The 15,142-nt window shown below is 64.3% G+C and carries 16 protein-coding genes; 11 read left to right on the top strand and 5 right to left on the bottom strand.

From position 1 onward, the window contains the following. Position 1: 1 nt before the first annotated feature. Entirely contained in the window at positions 2-676 is a 675-nt protein-coding gene (locus tag IGS74_RS13475; protein WP_192386792.1) for an alpha/beta hydrolase, read from the bottom strand. Between the two features lie 202 nt (positions 677-878). Here IGS74_RS13475 and IGS74_RS13470 point away from each other — a divergent pair, with 202 nt between their 5' ends. From IGS74_RS13470 to IGS74_RS13435, 8 genes are all read left to right on the top strand, one after another. Continuing rightward, positions 879-2,069, top strand: coding sequence for a cysteine desulfurase family protein (locus IGS74_RS13470; protein WP_192386790.1), 1,191 nt, complete (start codon positions 879-881; stop codon positions 2,067-2,069). A 147-nt stretch (positions 2,070-2,216) separates the two neighbouring features. Continuing rightward, the gene (gene sufB / locus IGS74_RS13465) at positions 2,217-3,743 is read left to right on the top strand and encodes a Fe-S cluster assembly protein SufB (RefSeq protein WP_192386788.1); all 1,527 of its coding nucleotides are present in this window, start codon (positions 2,217-2,219) and stop codon (positions 3,741-3,743) included. Positions 3,744-3,826: 83 nt separating this feature from the next. Next, complete coding sequence (gene sufC, locus IGS74_RS13460; protein WP_192386786.1) at positions 3,827-4,582, top strand: Fe-S cluster assembly ATPase SufC; 756 nt, start codon at positions 3,827-3,829, stop codon at positions 4,580-4,582. A gap of 2 nt (positions 4,583-4,584) precedes the next feature. Then, the gene (gene sufD, locus IGS74_RS13455) at positions 4,585-5,811 is read left to right on the top strand and encodes a Fe-S cluster assembly protein SufD (protein ID WP_192386784.1); all 1,227 of its coding nucleotides are present in this window, start codon (positions 4,585-4,587) and stop codon (positions 5,809-5,811) included. Between the two features lie 78 nt (positions 5,812-5,889). Next, entirely contained in the window at positions 5,890-7,119 is a 1,230-nt protein-coding gene (locus IGS74_RS13450) for a cysteine desulfurase (protein WP_192391796.1), read from the top strand. Between the two features lie 23 nt (positions 7,120-7,142). Then, entirely contained in the window at positions 7,143-7,523 is a 381-nt protein-coding gene (locus tag IGS74_RS13445; protein ID WP_246723151.1) for an SUF system Fe-S cluster assembly protein, read from the top strand. Positions 7,524-7,594: 71 nt separating this feature from the next. After that, complete coding sequence (sufA, locus tag IGS74_RS13440; protein WP_192386780.1) at positions 7,595-7,975, top strand: Fe-S cluster assembly scaffold SufA; 381 nt, start codon at positions 7,595-7,597, stop codon at positions 7,973-7,975. A gap of 6 nt (positions 7,976-7,981) precedes the next feature. Next, positions 7,982-8,344 carry a TfoX/Sxy family protein gene (locus tag IGS74_RS13435; protein WP_192386778.1) on the top strand — a complete coding sequence of 121 codons (363 nt, stop codon included), beginning with the start codon at positions 7,982-7,984 and terminating at the stop codon, positions 8,342-8,344. Here IGS74_RS13435 and IGS74_RS13430 read toward each other — a convergent pair. Continuing rightward, positions 8,295-10,133: an extracellular solute-binding protein gene (locus tag IGS74_RS13430; protein WP_246722554.1), complete on the bottom strand. Its 1,839-nt coding sequence runs from the start codon at positions 10,131-10,133 to the stop codon at positions 8,295-8,297. The genes IGS74_RS13435 and IGS74_RS13430 overlap by 50 nt on opposite strands. A gap of 217 nt (positions 10,134-10,350) precedes the next feature. Here IGS74_RS13430 and IGS74_RS13425 point away from each other — a divergent pair, with 217 nt between their 5' ends. Then, a complete protein-coding gene (locus IGS74_RS13425) occupies positions 10,351-10,965 on the top strand; it encodes an invasion associated locus B family protein (protein WP_192386776.1) in 615 nt (204 codons plus the stop codon). A gap of 71 nt (positions 10,966-11,036) precedes the next feature. Here the strand turns inward: IGS74_RS13425 and hspQ are convergent, their stop codons facing one another. Both hspQ and IGS74_RS13415 read right to left on the bottom strand, forming a co-directional pair. Continuing rightward, on the bottom strand, positions 11,037-11,378 hold the full coding sequence (gene hspQ / locus IGS74_RS13420; protein ID WP_039193573.1) for a heat shock protein HspQ: 342 nt from the start codon (positions 11,376-11,378) through the stop codon (positions 11,037-11,039). 36 nt (positions 11,379-11,414) lie between these two features. Further along, positions 11,415-12,608: a UbiH/UbiF family hydroxylase gene (locus tag IGS74_RS13415; protein WP_192386774.1), complete on the bottom strand. Its 1,194-nt coding sequence runs from the start codon at positions 12,606-12,608 to the stop codon at positions 11,415-11,417. Positions 12,609-12,811: 203 nt separating this feature from the next. Between IGS74_RS13415 and pcsA the strand changes: the two genes are divergently transcribed. Then, entirely contained in the window at positions 12,812-13,543 is a 732-nt protein-coding gene (gene pcsA / locus IGS74_RS13410; RefSeq protein WP_192391794.1) for a phosphatidylcholine synthase, read from the top strand. Then, positions 13,540-14,514: a quinone oxidoreductase gene (locus tag IGS74_RS13405; RefSeq protein ID WP_192386772.1), complete on the top strand. Its 975-nt coding sequence runs from the start codon at positions 13,540-13,542 to the stop codon at positions 14,512-14,514. Before pcsA ends, IGS74_RS13405 begins: the two co-directional genes overlap by 4 nt. Positions 14,515-14,559: 45 nt before the next feature. Here IGS74_RS13405 and IGS74_RS13400 read toward each other — a convergent pair whose 3' ends face one another. Then, positions 14,560-15,138: an NADPH-dependent FMN reductase gene (locus tag IGS74_RS13400; RefSeq protein WP_192386771.1), complete on the bottom strand. Its 579-nt coding sequence runs from the start codon at positions 15,136-15,138 to the stop codon at positions 14,560-14,562. Positions 15,139-15,142: the final 4 nt, after the last annotated feature.

The following is a 15,142-nucleotide window of genomic DNA, read 5'->3' as shown; positions in this document are numbered from 1 at the left end:
CCTATTTGAGGCGCTTGGGCCGCGTATCGGCGAACTCGCCGGCAAGACGCCTGTCGAGATACTCGGAGCACTCGGCCATCAACTCGTCCGCATGCTCGCTGAAGAAGTGATTGGCGCCCGGCAACGTCTTCTGGGTGATGACGATGCCCTTCTGCGCCTTCAACTTGTCGACCAGGCCCTGCACATCCTTGCCGGGGGCGACGCGGTCCTTGTCGCCATGGATGATGAGCCCGGACGACGGGCAGGGCGCAAGGAAGGAGAAATCGTAGCTGTTCGGCTGCGGCGCAACCGAGATGAAGCCTTCGATTTCCGGGCGGCGCATCAGGAGCTGCATGCCGATCCAGGCACCGAACGAGTAGCCGGCAACCCAGCAATTCTTGGAATCGGGATGCAGCGTCTGCACCCAGTCCAGCGCGGCGGCGGCGTCCGAAAGCTCGCCCATGCCGTGGTCGAACTCGCCCTGGCTGCGGCCGATGCCGCGGAAGTTGAAACGCAGCACGGTGAAGCCGCGTTGCTGGAACATGTAGAAGAGATTATAGACGATCTGGTTGTTCATCGTGCCGCCGAAACGCGGGTGCGGATGCAGCACGATGGCGATCGGGGCGTTCTTCTCCTTGGCGGCCTGGTAACGGCCTTCAAGGCGACCGGCGGGACCGTTGAAGATGACTTCTGGCATAGTGTCTGGCAATCCTATCGAGCGGGCGTCGCGGGTTCGGCAGCGCCTTGACGGAGGAAACGCAGCCTCTTAGGGTCCAGCAGGTTAGAAAGATTCAAAACTGTCTGACCCCACGGAATGCGCTATGTAGTCCTTCCGGGGCCGCAAATTCAAGAAATTTGCTCGATCATTGGCAGTTTGACTTCCAGAGGGCCGATTGACCATGCCTGCTGCGACAGGGCGCATCTATTTCGACCATAATGCAACGTCGGTGGTTTTGCCCGCGGCGCGGCAGGCTGTGCTGGATGCCATGGACATGCCCGGCAACCCGTCGTCCATCCATGCGGAAGGGCGCGCCGCCAAGGCGGTGCTCGAGAAGGCGCGAGACGCGGTCGCCGCCCTGTGCGGCGTGGCGCCGGACGGTGTCGTCTTCACCAGTGGAGCCACGGAGGCGGCAACCACCGCGCTGTCTCCTCTGTGGCTGAAGGACGGTCACGAGTGGCGGGCACAGGCACTCGCCATCCTGGAAACCGACCACCCCTGCCTGCGCGGCGGCGGCCGCTTCGGCGCCGACGAAGTGACGCGGCTTCCCGTCGACGCCGCGGGTGTCGTGCGGCTGGATGCGCTTTCGGAATGGCTCGACGCCCTGGATGGTCGTCCGGCGATCCTGGCAGTGTCCTGGGCCAATGGCGAAAGCGGCGTTATCCAGCCGCTTGCCGAGATGCGCGCTGCGCTGGCCGGTCACGATGTGCTTCTGGTCGCCGACGCGGTGCAACTGGCCGGTCGACGCCCCCTGGCGCTGCGCGAGGCCGGCATCGACGCGGCCGTCCTGTCGGCGCACAAGTTCGGCGGGCCCAAGGGGATCGGTGCTCTGGTGCTCGCGGACGAGAACACCCGGCCTTACGCGCTGTTCACCGGCGGCGGGCAGGAGCGTGGGCGGCGCGGGGGAACCGAAAGCCTGCCCCTGATCGCGGGCTTCGGGGCGGCGGCGCTGAATGCCGGCTCCACGGCCGGCGACGGATGGCCGCATGTGCGCGCCCTGCGCGATGCGCTGGAGACGGTCCTCAAGGATATGGCGCCGGGGATATCCATCATGGGGGCGGGCGCCGACCGCCTGCCCAATACGATCAGCTTCACCCATCCCGCGATGCGGGCCGAAACCGCCCAGATCGCCTTCGACCTGCAGGGAATCGCCGTGTCCGCAGGCTCTGCCTGCTCGTCCGGCAAGGTCGGGGCCAGCCATGTGCTGAGGGCGATGGCGCAGGCCGGCTATCCCGCCGATCCGGCCTTGGGCGCCCTGCGCGTCAGTCTCGGCCCGGACGCGACACAGGCGGATATCGACCAATTCATCAATGTAGCCAGGCGTGTCCTGGCGCGTCTTGGCGCGGCGGAGGGCCGTTCCGACGCCGCGTGATTGCCATGCTGTCCAGAAAAGAGGAATCTGGTATTCAACTTTTTTGCGACGATGACTATTTGAACGGTTATAAACTACCGCTATAGGCATGGCACGCCAAGACGCCGTCCACCGGGCCTTGACCCCGGCGAGAATGGAGAAACGAGAATGCCAGCAGTTCAGGAAACCATCGATCAGGTTCGCCGGATCGACGTGGACCAGTACAAATACGGCTTCGAGACGAAGATCGAGATGGATCTTGCCCCCAAGGGCCTGAACGAAGATATCATCGCGTTCATCTCTGCGAAGAAGGACGAGCCCCAGTGGATGCTCGATTGGCGCCTGAAGGCGTTCGAGCGTTGGAAGACGATGGAAAATCCGGGCTGGGCGCGCCTCGACTATCCGGAAATCGACTTTCAGGACATCCACTACTATGCGGCGCCGAAGTCGATGTCGGGCCCGGCGTCCCTGGATGAGGTCGATCCGGAGATCCTGCGCACATACGAGAAGCTTGGCATCCCCTTGAAAGAGCAGGAGATCCTGGCCGGTGTCCGCAGGGCGGACGAGCCTTCGCGCCTGGACGAGGAGACCGGTGAGCCGGTCGAGGGCGGCTACCGCAAGGTGGCGGTCGACGCGGTGTTCGATTCGGTCTCGGTGGCGACCACCTTCCGCAAGGAACTGGAGAAGGCCGGCGTGATCTTCATGCCCATCTCCGAGGCCGTGCGCGAGCACCCGGACCTGGTCCAGAAATATCTGGGCTCGGTCGTGCCCGTCGGCGACAACTTCTTCGCGGCCCTGAACTCGGCCGTCTTCACGGACGGTTCGTTCGTCTACGTGCCGCCGGGCGTTCGCTGCCCGATGGAGCTTTCCACCTATTTCCGCATCAACGAGCGCAATACCGGCCAGTTCGAACGTACCCTCATCATTGCCGACAGGGGTTCCTACGTCTCCTATCTGGAGGGCTGCACGGCGCCGCAGCGCGACGAAAACCAGTTGCACGCCGCCGTGGTGGAGCTGATTGCGCTGGACGATGCCGAGATCAAGTACTCGACGGTGCAGAACTGGTATCCGGGCGACAAGGAAGGCAAGGGCGGCATCTACAACTTCGTCACCAAGCGGGGCGATTGCCGTGGCGCCAACTCGCGCATTTCCTGGACGCAGGTCGAGACCGGCTCCGCCATCACCTGGAAGTATCCCTCCTGCATTCTGCGTGGCGACAATTCGCGCGGGGAGTTCTACTCGATCGCCGTCTCGAACGGTTATCAGCAGATCGATTCCGGCACCAAGATGATCCATATCGGCAAGAACACTTCCAGCCGGATCATCTCCAAGGGTATCTCGGCCGGCAACTCGAACAACACCTATCGCGGGCAGGTGTCGGCCCTGCGCAAGGCGTCCAATGCCCGCAACTTCACGCAGTGCGACTCCTTGCTGATCGGCGAGGACTGCGGCGCGCACACGGTGCCCTACATCGAGGCGCGCAACTCGACCGCCCAGTTCGAGCACGAGGCGACGACGTCGAAGATCTCCGAGGACCAGCTCTTCTACTGCATGCAGCGCGGCATCCCGGAGGAGGAGGCCGTGGCGCTGATCGTCAATGGCTTCGTCAAGGACGTGATCCAGCAATTGCCGATGGAGTTCGCCGTCGAGGCGCAGAAGCTCATCGGCATCAGCCTCGAAGGCAGCGTCGGCTAGGCCGGCGCGCTCGCAACCCTATCGCACCCGGCCGCAGCGCCCTGCGCCGCGCGGCCCTTAGACATCGAACGAAGAAGACGATCATGCTGGAAATCAAGAACCTTCACGCGCGCGTTGCCGATACCGACACCGAGATCCTGCGCGGCCTGGACCTGAGCGTAAAGGCCGGCGAAGTCGCCGCCATCATGGGGCCGAACGGCTCGGGCAAGTCGACGCTCTCCTACATTCTCGCCGGCCGCGAGGACTACGAGGTCACGGAAGGCGACATCCTGTATAATGGCGAGTCCATCCTGGAGATGGATCCGGCCGAGCGCGCCGCTTCCGGCGTCTTCCTGGCGTTCCAGTACCCACTGGAAATCCCGGGCGTCGCCACCATGACGTTCCTGAAGACGGCGCTGAACGCACAGCGCAAGGCGCGCGGCGAGGCCGAACTGACGACACCTGACTTCATGCGTCGCGTGAAAGAGGCCGCTGCGGCCCTGCGGATCGATTCCGACATGCTGAAGCGGCCCTTGAACGTCGGCTTCTCGGGCGGCGAAAAGAAGCGCGCGGAAATCCTGCAGATGGCCCTGCTGGAGCCCAGGCTCTGTGTTCTGGACGAGACGGATTCCGGCCTGGACATCGACGCGCTGAAGATCGTTTCCGACGGCGTCAACGCCTTGCGGCAGGCCGACCGCGCCTTCCTGGTGATCACCCACTACCAGCGCCTGCTCGAGCATATCGTGCCCGATAGCGTGCATGTGCTCTACAAGGGGCGCATCATCAAGTCGGGTGGCAAGGATCTGGCCTTGCACCTTGAAGAAGAAGGATATTCCCAGATCATCGAAGAGGCTGCTTGAGCATGTCGGCACCGATAGCCACGAAGAAGACACCCGCGGAACTGCGGCTGATCGAGCGCGCGGAGGCAGGCACGGGCCAGCGCGAGGCCCTGGCGGCGCTGCGCGAGGCGGGCCTGCCGAGCCGCCGCGTGGAGGCATGGCACTATACCGACCTCCGGGTTCTGCTGGACCGGGCCATGCAGGCCGGCGCGCCGGCGGGCAGCGACATCGAAAGCATCCTGGCACCTCTGCTTCCGCACAGCGTGGTGGTGGAGGCCGGCTCGGCTGAAACGATCTCGCGCGAGGGGCTGTCCGTAGCGCCGTCGGCTCGTATCCCCGAATGGAACCGCGCGCTCAACCATCTCGACCGTCCCCACGACACGATCCGCGTTCTCAACGCGGCTCTCGGCGCAACCGGGACGCAGGTCGACATCGCGGCCGGCGCCAACCTGACCGACGCGATCGAGCTTCGTGCGGCGCCCGGCGCCGCGGGTGCGCAGGCCTTCGCCCGGGTAACGGTGGGCAAGGGCGCGCGCGCCACCTTCGTCGAGCGTGTGTCGCCATCCGGGCCGGGTTCGCTGTCCACGCTGGTCGGTGAAGTCGACCTGGGCGACGATGCCGATATTCTCTGGATCGTCGATCAGGAGAAGGGCAGCAGCGAAACGCATCTGGGGCAGCTAACGGTCAGGCTGGGCGCCAACTCCAGGCTGCGGATGTTCGTTCTCAATGCAGGCGGTGCGCTGGTGCGTCAGGAAGTGCACTGCGAGACGGTCGGCGAGGGTGCCGATATCCAGATCCGCGGCGTCAACCTGCTTGCCGAGGGGCAGCATGTGGATGTCACCACGACGCTGACGCACAGCGTCGCCCATACGACTGCGACCGAAATCTTCCGTAACGTGGTCATGGGCGGGCAGGGCGTTTTCCAGGGCATGATCAAGGTTGCCAAGGGCGCGCAGAAGACCGACGCGCGGCTGGCCTGCAACTCGCTGCTCCTGTCCGACGATGGCGATTTCTTCGCCAAGCCCGAGCTGGAGATCTTCGCCGACGACGTCCAGTGCGGACATGGCGCAACGGCCGGCGAAATCGACGCCAACCATCTCTTCTACCTCATGTCGCGCGGCATTCCCGAGCGCGAGGCGCGGGCCCTCCTGGTCAAGGCTTTCGTCGACGAGGTCGTGGAAGAGATCGAGCACGAGGACGCGGTCGTGGCGCTGGAAGCGCGCATCGACCATTGGCTGGCCACCCATTGAGCCGGCGGCGCGGCGGCGCATGACCGCCGCGCCGTCCTTGCTCGAAACAGAAGGACGTATTGGCCGATGGTCATCGAACTGGATAAACGCGCCCGGTACGACGTCGAGGCGATACGCCGGGATTTCCCGATCCTCGAGACGGTGGTGCACGGCAAGCCGCTCGTCTATCTCGACAATGGCGCATCGGCTCAGAAGCCGCAGCAGGTGCTGGACGTGATCCAGGACACCTATGCCCATTCCTATGCGAATGTTCACCGCGGTCTGCACTTTCTGTCGAACAAGGCGACGGACGCGTTCGAACTGTCCCGCGAAAAGGTTCGCCGCTTCCTGAACGCCGGGCACGCGGACGAGATCGTCTTCACCCGCTCGGCGACGGAATCGATCAACCTCGTGTCCTATGGTCTTGCCGACGACATCGGCGAGGGCGACGAGATCGTGCTGACGGTGATGGAGCATCACTCCAACATCGTGCCATGGCATTTTCTGCGCGAGCGCAAGGGGGCGAAGCTCGTCTTCGTGCCCGTCGCCGAAGACGGTTCCATCGCGGTCGAGGATTTCGCGAAGGCCATCGGCCCGCGCACGCGCCTGGTGGCCATGACGCACATGTCCAATGTGCTGGGCACGGTGACGCCGGTGCGCGCCGTGGTGGAACTGGCCCATGCGCAGGGCGTACCGGTGCTGGTGGACGGCAGCCAGGCCGCCGTGCATATGCCTGTCGACGTGCAGGCGCTCGGTTGCGACTACTACGTGTTCACCGGGCACAAGATGTACGGGCCCACCGGGATCGGCATCCTGTACGGCCGGGCCGAGGCCCTGGACCGGTTGCGCCCCTTCAACGGTGGCGGCGAGATGATCTCCGAAGTAACGGAAGAGTTTGTCACCTACAATGCGCCGCCACACCGCTTCGAAGCCGGTACGCCGCCGATCGTGCAGGCCATCGGCCTCGGCGCGGCGCTGGATTACGTGGAGGGCGTGGGGCGCGAGCGTATCGCCGCGCACGAGGCGGAACTGGGTGCCTATGCCCAGGAGCGTCTGTCCGCCGTCAACAGCCTGCGCATCTACGGGACCGCACCGGGGAAGGGCGCCATCCTGTCCTTCGACCTGGAGGGCATCCACGCGCATGACGTGTCGATGGTGATCGACCGGGAGGGTGTCGCGGTGCGCGCGGGCACGCATTGCGCACAGCCGCTCTTGCGGCGCTTCGGCGTAACCTCCACATGCCGGGCCTCCTTTGCTATGTACAACACCATGGGCGAAGTCGACGCACTCGCCGAAGCGCTGGAAAAAGCCAGACGCTTCTTCGCTTGAAGGACGATCGAATGACGGACGCGATGGAACAGAAGGCCGATACGGCGGCGGGGGACGTGGCTGACGCGCCCCCGGCTTCCGCCATACCGCCGGACGAACTCGCCCGGCTGACGGAAGATATCGTGGCGGCCCTGAAGACGGTGTACGATCCGGAGATTCCGGCCGACATCTACGAGCTCGGGCTGATCTACAGGATCGATATCGAGGACGACCGTACCGTCGACATCCAGATGACGCTGACCGCGCCGGGATGCCCGGTCGCCGGCGAGATGCCGGTATGGGTGGAGAATGCGGTAAGCTCCGTTGAGGGCATCCAACTGGTGCGTGTCGAAATCGTCTTCGACCCCCCGTGGACGCCCGAGCGGATGAGCGAGGAAGCGCAGGTCGCCGTCGGCTGGTTTTGACGCGGGATGCTTGCCTTGAGGCCCGGCCATCGCCATCTTGATCGCAAATGCACAGGAAAGAGGGTTCGCTCATGAGCCGCTTCGCCATCATGAACCTGACGGAGGCGGCCGCCGGCCGCGTCCGCGAAATCGTCGAGACGCGCGGCGGCGTGGATGGCGCCGGGCTGCGGATCGGCGTCAAGCGCGGCGGCTGTGCAGGCATGGAATATACGATCGAGTTCGCCGATGGCCCGGCCGCCGGCGAGGATATCGTTGAAAAGGACGGCGCGCGCGTTTTCGTTTCGCCCGAGGCCGTGCTGTTTCTGCTCGGCACGGTGATGGATTTCGAAGTGTCGGTGCTGCGCACCGGTTTCGTCTTCAACAATCCCAACCAGACTTCGGCCTGCGGCTGCGGCGAATCCGTGGAACTGCGGCCGGCGGACCGCTCCCTGCTGGAGCAGGCCGGAGCCTGATCCAGGTTGGACCGCGGCGATATCGAGGAGCTGTTCTGCTCCATCGCCGATCTTCGCATCCGCAAGCTGTTCGGTGGACAGGGTATTTATGACGGGGAGGTCATCATCGCCCTCGTCGCCTTCGACATACTGTTCCTGAAATCCGACAAGGTGGCGGAGGCGGCCTATGTCGCGGCGGGGTCGACACCCTTCGTCTATGAGGCGGCCGGGCGCAAGCCCGTGCGCATGCCCTATTACTCCTGCCCTCCCGAGGCCTTCGACGACCCGGAGATCGCAGCCCAATGGGTTGAAGTGGCCCGCGCGGCGGGGCACCGCACCGTCAGCTCCCGTCGCTCTCGCGCCAGAAGGACGGCAGGTAGTAACCGGTAAGCGGCGTCCTGTCCGGGTGGTGGATGAAGCTCCAGCGGGCCAACCACTGATCCGTCAGATAATAGAGCGGCACCACATAGAACCCTGAAATGAGGATACGGTCGTAAGCACGGACGGCGTCGGTGTACTCCTGACGGGTCCGGGCCTGGACGATGGCATCGATGGCCGCGTCGACCGCCGGGTCGGCGACGCCGGAATAGTTGAAGGAGCCCTGTGCGTCGCGGGCGGCGCTGCCCCACCGGCCCACCTGCTCCGCGCCGGGTGACAGTGTCCCGTTGAAGGCCGAGAACAGGACATCGTAGTCGAAGCTTTGCTTGCGCAACTGGTACTGCGCGTCGTCGGCCTGCCGCACACCGACGTCGACCCCGATGCGCGCCAGCGTGCGCTGGTAGCCAAGCGCCGCGCGTTGCTGCTCGAGTGTCTGCACCAGGATCTCGAAGGTAAGGCGCCTGCCCGTGGCATCCACGAGGCGGCCGCCGTCGAAGCGGTAGCCTTCCGCCTCCAGAAGGCTCAGCGCCTCGCGGAGGATGCGCCGGTCGCTGCCCGATCCATCGGTAACGGGCTGTCGCCATTCTCCCGCAAGGATCGCGTCGGCGACACGGCCCGGGTAATGCGCCAGGAAGGCGCGTTCGCCCTCGCTTGCGGGGCGCCCCAGGCTCGAAAGGGTCGTATTGTCGAAGAAGCCGGATGTTCGCTCATAGGCGCCGTAATACAGGTTGGCGTTCGCCCATTCGAAATCGAACAGCATGGACAGGGCCTGCCGCACACGCGGATTTTCGAAGGCCTGTCGGCGGGTATTGAAGAACATGGCGTTCAGTACGGCGGGCCGGCCCGTTTCGAAGACTTCGCGCACCACCGATCCGTCGTGCACCGCCGGGAAATTGTAGGCGGTGCGCCAGTGGCGCGGGTTCGCGTCGGGATAAAGGTAGAAGAGCCCCTTCTTGAAGGCTTCGAACTGGGAGTTCGAATCGCGAAAATACTCGACGACGATCTCGTCGTAATTATCCATGCCGCGTTTTGCCGGCAGGTCCGCCGCCCAATAATCCGGATTGCGCTTGTAGACGATGCGCTGGCCCGGCTGCACCGACGCGATCGTATAGGGGCCGGAGCCGATGATGGGCTTCAGGGTCGTGCTGCCGAAGCCGTCGCGCGCAAAGCCGTGTTCGGGCAGCACCGGCAACCCCGCCAGAAGCAACGGAAGCTCGCGTTCGGCCTTTTCGTTGAAAGTGAAGCGGATACCCCGCTCGCCCACCGTGTCGATGCGCGAAACGCGCGACAACCAGCTGGTATATTGCGGGCGTACCACGCCCTGCTGCTTGAGCATATCGACGGTAAAGAGCACATCCGCGACGCGCACCGGCCGGCCATCGCTGAATTTTGCCTGCGGGTTGAGGGTGAATTCGACGAAGCTGCGCTCGGCATCCGTCTCGACCGATTCGGCGATCAGGCCATAGAGCGTGAACGGCTCGTCCGGCGAACGAAGCATCAGCGGCTCGATCACCAGGTTGCCGAACTCGGTATCGGCGAAAATGCCGCGCGCCGTGGTCAGCGCACCGCGCACCGTGACGGGGTTCAGATTGTCGAAGTCGCCCACCACGCCATACACCATGCGCCCACCTTTCGGGGCATCCTGCCGCACGAACGGAAAGGCGGAGAAGCCGTCGGCGAGGGCGGGTTCGCCATGCATTGCAATGGCATGCGACGAGGCCGTCCCGGCGGTGGCGGTGCCGACGAGCGAAAGAAGAAGGCAGGCCGCCAGGGCAGCGGCGTGCAAGGCTTTCGAGGCCATTGGCATATAAGCAGTCCCCTGGAAATCGATGCTCGTGAAATTATCGGAATATCAGCCGCTTGCCTACCGCGACGGTTGGAGCTATCGCAGCGTTTCAACGCATCATGGGTCTTTAAACGGCCTCATTTGCGAAACACGGGCTTACCCGTTAAGGGAACGTCCAGGTGCCGGGACGACAGAATTGCCGAGAGGAAGACTGGCTTTGAAAACCCGCTTCATGAACTTTCACCGCCTTGCCCTTGCCACCGGCTTCGCTGTGCTGGGCGCGGCCCTGCCGTCGACCGGCGCCATGGCGCAGTCCGTTCCGGCCGAGTGGTTCAAGGTCTGCACGCCGCAGGGCGAAAACCAGATCTGCAACACGCAGTACACGATGATCGCCGATACGCGCCAGCTGATCACCGCCGTCAACCTGATCAACGTATCGGGCCAGGTGAACCAGAAAGTGCTCCAGGCCGTCGTGCCAACGGGCAGGGTCATTCCTGCCGGCGTGCAGCTTCAGATCGACACCAACGCGGCGCAGACGCTGAACTATTCGGTCTGCTTCCCCGATCGATGCATCGCCGAGGTCGAGCTGTCCGACGCCATGGTCAATTCCATGAAGCGCGGCGGAACGCTCAAGGTCACGTCGACCAACTTCCAGCGCCAGCCCAACCCGATCAATGTGACGTTGCAGGGCTTCACGCAGGCCTATGATGGCCCCGCGCGCGAGCAGCCCGAGCTGGAGCAGCGCCAGCAGCAGCTGAACGAAGCCCTCCAGAGCCAGGCGGAAGCTCGCCGCAAGCGGTTCGAGGATGCGCAGAACCAGGCCATCGAAGGCGGTAACGCGCAGTAACGCGCCGACGCCTGAATGATCGGGGCGCTTCGCGGCAACGCGGAGCGCCCTTTTTAATGGCTGTATGATGCTCAGTTGCGATGGGCGGATTTCAATCGATACTCGCCATCGATGGGGCCGTCGAACATCTCCGCCAGTTGCGGATGGTTGACGGGCGTCCCGCTCTCGTCCAACTCCAGGTTCTGCTCCGAGACATAGGCGATGTAATCGCTTTCCGAGTTCTCGGCGAAGAGGTGGTAGAAGGGCTGGTCCTTGCGCGGGCGGGCCTCTTCCGGGATGGACAGATACCATTCCTCGGTATTGTCGAAGACCGGATCCACGTCGAAGATCACGCCACGAAACGGGAACATCCGGTGGCGGACGATCTGTCCGAGATGGAATCGCGCTTTCTGTATCGGCTGTGCTGGTGCCATGTGCGACCGATAGCGCGGCCCGGCAGCGGGTACAAGCTACTCGCGCGCACCAAGCAACGAACGCGGCAGGCCCGAGATGCCGGCACCGGGAACGACGCCCTCCCGCATGGCGAAACGGCGCAGCGGGCTGAGCGCCGAGAGCATTCCGAGCCCGGCCGACCGTGCGACCTGGGCAGGCAGCATGTCGGCCAGGAGGGAACGATTGAGCAGGTCCACCCCCATCGTGCGCAGCGTTACGTCTGCCTTGCGGCTTGCCTCGTAGCTGGCCAGCATGGCCGCGCCGCCGACATCGTCGCGATGCCGCGTCGCGGCCTTCACGATATCTTCCGCATCGCGCATGCCAAGGTTGAGTCCCTGGGCCCCGATGGGCGGAAAGACGTGCGCCGCCTCGCCGACGAGCGCGATGCGCGGTGCGGCAAAACGCAAAGCTTGCGCACCCGAAAGCGGGAAGGCCTGAAGGCCGCTTTCCACCGATACCGCGCCGAGCGTGGAGTGCAGGCGCTCTTCCACCATGGTCGAGAGTGTTTCGATGGACATCGAGCGCAGCGCCTGCGCGGTCTCGGGCCGCTCCACCCAGACGAGGGAAGACCGCCGGCCGGGCAGGGGAACCTGGGTGAAGGGCCCCGACCGCCTGTGAAACTCGGTCGAGATGTCGCCATGTGGGCGCGCATGGCCGAAATTGAGGACGATCGCCGTCTGCGGATAGGACCAGCGTCGTATGCCGATGCCGGCATAGGTGCGCACGGGCGAGTTGCGGCCGTCGGCCCCGACGACAAGGCCGGCTTGCACCCGTACCCCATTTTCAAGGGTGACGCTGACGGTGTCCGTGCCGCTTTCCATCGACTGGAGCAGGCTTTCCTGCCATGTGACGCGGGGGTGCTGACGCAGGCGCTCCGTCAGAAGCGCGTTCAGGTCGGCATTCAGCACATTGATGCCGAAGGCGTCGAGCCCGATTTCGGCAGCGCGAAACTCCACCGGTGGGGATCGCAGCAGACGGCCCGTGTCGTCGATGATTCGAAGCACGGCCAGGGGGGCGCCGCGTTCACGCACGGCCTGTGCAAGCCCATGCCGTTCCAGAAAGGCGATGGATCGGCCGAATAGGGCGGTGCTGCGCCCGTCGGACGCAGGCAATGGGGCCGCCAGCGCGACGTCGAATCCCTCGTCCGCAAAGGCCAACGCAACCGACAGGCCGGCAAGGCCACCCCCGATCACTGCGACGTCTCGTCTCATGCCGACTCCGATCGCTTCTTCCATGCAATGGCGATGTAGCGCATACCGACCCCTGTTGCGATAGAGCCAAAGCGCCACGGGAAATATGCGCGCAGGCGTTTTCAAACGCTTGCGCCTTGCACTACAAGGTGCGACCCGTGAACGTTCACGCCAGAGGCTGCCCCGATGGCGGCACAGACAACAGCGAGGCTCGGTCCGGCAACGTGGTGACGACATACGAAAAATGGCGCGCATTCTCCGTGCACCTGCTGACAGCCAGCGGGGCCTTCTGGGCATTCCTGTCCATCATCGCCGCCGCGGAGGAGCGCTGGGTGGCGATGTTTGCCTGGCTGGGGCTGGCTTTGCTGGTGGACGGAATCGACGGTCCGCTGGCGCGCAGCATCGATATCAAGCGCGTGCTGCCCGACTGGTCGGGCGACATGCTGGACTCGATCATCGACTATGCCACCTACGTGCTGATTCCGGCCTTTGCCCTGTATCAGTCGGGCCTGATCGGCCATGCCTGGTCGTTCGTCGCGGCGGCGCTGATCGTCATCACCAGCGCCATCTACTATGCCGATACGCGCATGAAGACGAGGGACAACTTCTTCCGCGGCTTTCCCGTCACCTGGAACATGGTGGTCTTCACCCTGTTCGCCGTGCAGCCGCCGGCCATCGTCGCATTCATCGTCGTGCTGTTCTGCGCCGTCACGACCTTCGCGCCGGTCAAGTTCCTGCATCCCGTACGTGTAAAGCGATATCGCATCGTCAATCTGGGCGTCTTCGCCGTGTGGTCCGTGCTGGGCCTGTGGGCGTTGTTCACCGATTTCGATGCGCCCGCTTTCGTGAAGGGCGGGATCGTTCTGACCAGCTTATACCTTGTTTCCATCGGCGCGATCGTCCAGTTCATGGACGGGAGCGGCGCAGACCCAGACCAGAAGGAACAGTTGGTTTGACGAAAGCCATTGTCGTTGACGAAATCGGGGGCCCGGAAAAGCTCGTCTGGAAAGAGCATTCCGTAGGCGCCCCCGGCCCCGGACAATTGCGTATCCGCCAGAAGGCGGCGGGCCTGAACTTCATCGATGTCTATTTCCGCAACGGCACCTACAAGGCGCCGCGCTTTCCGTTCGTTCCCGGCAAGGAAGGAGCGGGCACGGTGGTTGCCGTGGGCGAGGGCGTCACCTCGTTCAAGGAGGGCGATCGCGTCGCCTATGCCGGTGGCGAGGGCACCTATGCGGAAGAGGCGCTGGTGCCGGCCGCCCAGGCGGTGCACCTGCCGGACGGCATAGACGAGGAAACCGCAGCCGCGGTGATGCTGAAGGGCATGACGGCGGAGTATCTGCTGCGCCGCACGTTCAAGGTGGGGCCCGATACGGTGCTGCTGTTCCACGCGGCGGCCGGCGGTGTCGGCGTCATTGCCACGCAATGGGCCAAGCAGCTCGGCGCCACCGTCATCGGAACGGCGGGCTCCGAAGAAAAATGCGCCATCGCCCGGGCGAATGGCTGCGATTATGTCATCAATTACCGCGAAGAGAATTTCGTGGACGCAGTTAAGGACATCACGCGCGGTCGCAAATGCGACGTCGTGTACGATTCCGTCGGCAGGGACACGTTTCCCGCAAGCCTCGATTGCCTGAAGCGGCAGGGCCTTTTCGTATCGTTCGGGCAGTCGTCCGGCGTTATCGAGAACTTCGATCTGGCGCTGCTGAACCAGAAGGGTTCGCTCTTCGCCACCCGCCCCAGCCTGTTCGGCTATACGTCCACCCGCGAAGAACTGGAGGCCAGCGCCCGCGCTTTGTTCAAGGTCATCGGTTCCGGCGCGGTCAAGATAACGATCAATCAGGTCTATCCGGTCGCCGAGGCGGCGCGCGCCCATGATGACCTGGAGAACCGCCGCACGAGCGGGCTTTCGGTGATCCGCATCTGATTATGCATGGCGGCGGGAACGGCTCGCCGCCATGCCGCCCGGCCCTCAGGCAACGCGAACGTCCTTCCTGGCGGAGGTGCGGGCGAACTCTGCGAAGGCGCCGATAAAATCGGCCAGTTGCGCGCGGACCTTGTCGTCGACAAGCTTTCCATCTGCGTCGAAAACGCCTTGCGCCCGCGACACCAGCAGACGCCCTTCGAAGAAGGGCCTCGCACCCAAGGTGCGCAACACCGGCAACCAGGCGTTCTGGCTGAGGATGGTGCCGAACCCGCCCATCGACGCACCGATGACAGCCATTGGCCGCCCGCGATACAGAAGCGGAATGTCGGATGAGGGGCGCGTCGTCCAGTCGATCGCGTTCTTGAAGACGCCCGGTAGCGAGTTGTTGTACTCGGGCGTTATCAGGAGCACGCCATCGGCATGCCGGATTCTGCCCTTCAGGGCGGCAACCGCCTGCGGAATGCCGTCAGCCGATTCCAGATCGCCGTCGTAAAGCGGGATGCCGTGCAGCGTCGCCGCCTCTACGCGTACGCCCTGCGGCGCCTGGTCCACCGCTGCATGCATCAGCGCCGTGTTGAAGGAACCCTTCCGCAGGCTGCCGGATATGGCGAGAATTCTGGTCATGACG

The organism is Aureimonas sp. OT7 (assembly GCF_014844055.1).
In the GTDB taxonomy this organism is placed as follows: domain Bacteria; phylum Pseudomonadota; class Alphaproteobacteria; order Rhizobiales; family Rhizobiaceae; genus Aureimonas; species Aureimonas altamirensis_A.
Note: the sequence above shows the minus strand (reverse complement) of the source record. Positions and strands in the feature narration are given on the sequence as shown.

Excerpts from the sequence above, each read along its gene's own strand:
- IGS74_RS13475 (WP_192386792.1), bottom strand. The coding sequence starts at position 676 with ATGCCAGAAGTCATCTTCAACGGTCCCGCCGGTCGCCTTGAAGGCCGT.
- IGS74_RS13470 (WP_192386790.1), top strand. The coding sequence starts at position 879 with ATGCCTGCTGCGACAGGGCGCATCTATTTCGACCATAATGCAACGTCG.
- sufB (WP_192386788.1), top strand. The coding sequence starts at position 2,217 with ATGCCAGCAGTTCAGGAAACCATCGATCAGGTTCGCCGGATCGACGTG.
- sufC (WP_192386786.1), top strand. The coding sequence starts at position 3,827 with ATGCTGGAAATCAAGAACCTTCACGCGCGCGTTGCCGATACCGACACC.
- sufD (WP_192386784.1), top strand. The coding sequence starts at position 4,585 with ATGTCGGCACCGATAGCCACGAAGAAGACACCCGCGGAACTGCGGCTG.
- IGS74_RS13445 (WP_246723151.1), top strand. The coding sequence starts at position 7,143 with ATGGAACAGAAGGCCGATACGGCGGCGGGGGACGTGGCTGACGCGCCC.
- sufA (WP_192386780.1), top strand. The coding sequence starts at position 7,595 with ATGAGCCGCTTCGCCATCATGAACCTGACGGAGGCGGCCGCCGGCCGC.
- IGS74_RS13430 (WP_246722554.1), bottom strand. The coding sequence starts at position 10,133 with ATGGCCTCGAAAGCCTTGCACGCCGCTGCCCTGGCGGCCTGCCTTCTT.
- IGS74_RS13425 (WP_192386776.1), top strand. The coding sequence starts at position 10,351 with ATGAACTTTCACCGCCTTGCCCTTGCCACCGGCTTCGCTGTGCTGGGC.
- hspQ (WP_039193573.1), bottom strand. The coding sequence starts at position 11,378 with ATGGCACCAGCACAGCCGATACAGAAAGCGCGATTCCATCTCGGACAG.
- IGS74_RS13415 (WP_192386774.1), bottom strand. The coding sequence starts at position 12,608 with ATGAGACGAGACGTCGCAGTGATCGGGGGTGGCCTTGCCGGCCTGTCG.
- IGS74_RS13400 (WP_192386771.1), bottom strand. The coding sequence starts at position 15,138 with ATGACCAGAATTCTCGCCATATCCGGCAGCCTGCGGAAGGGTTCCTTC.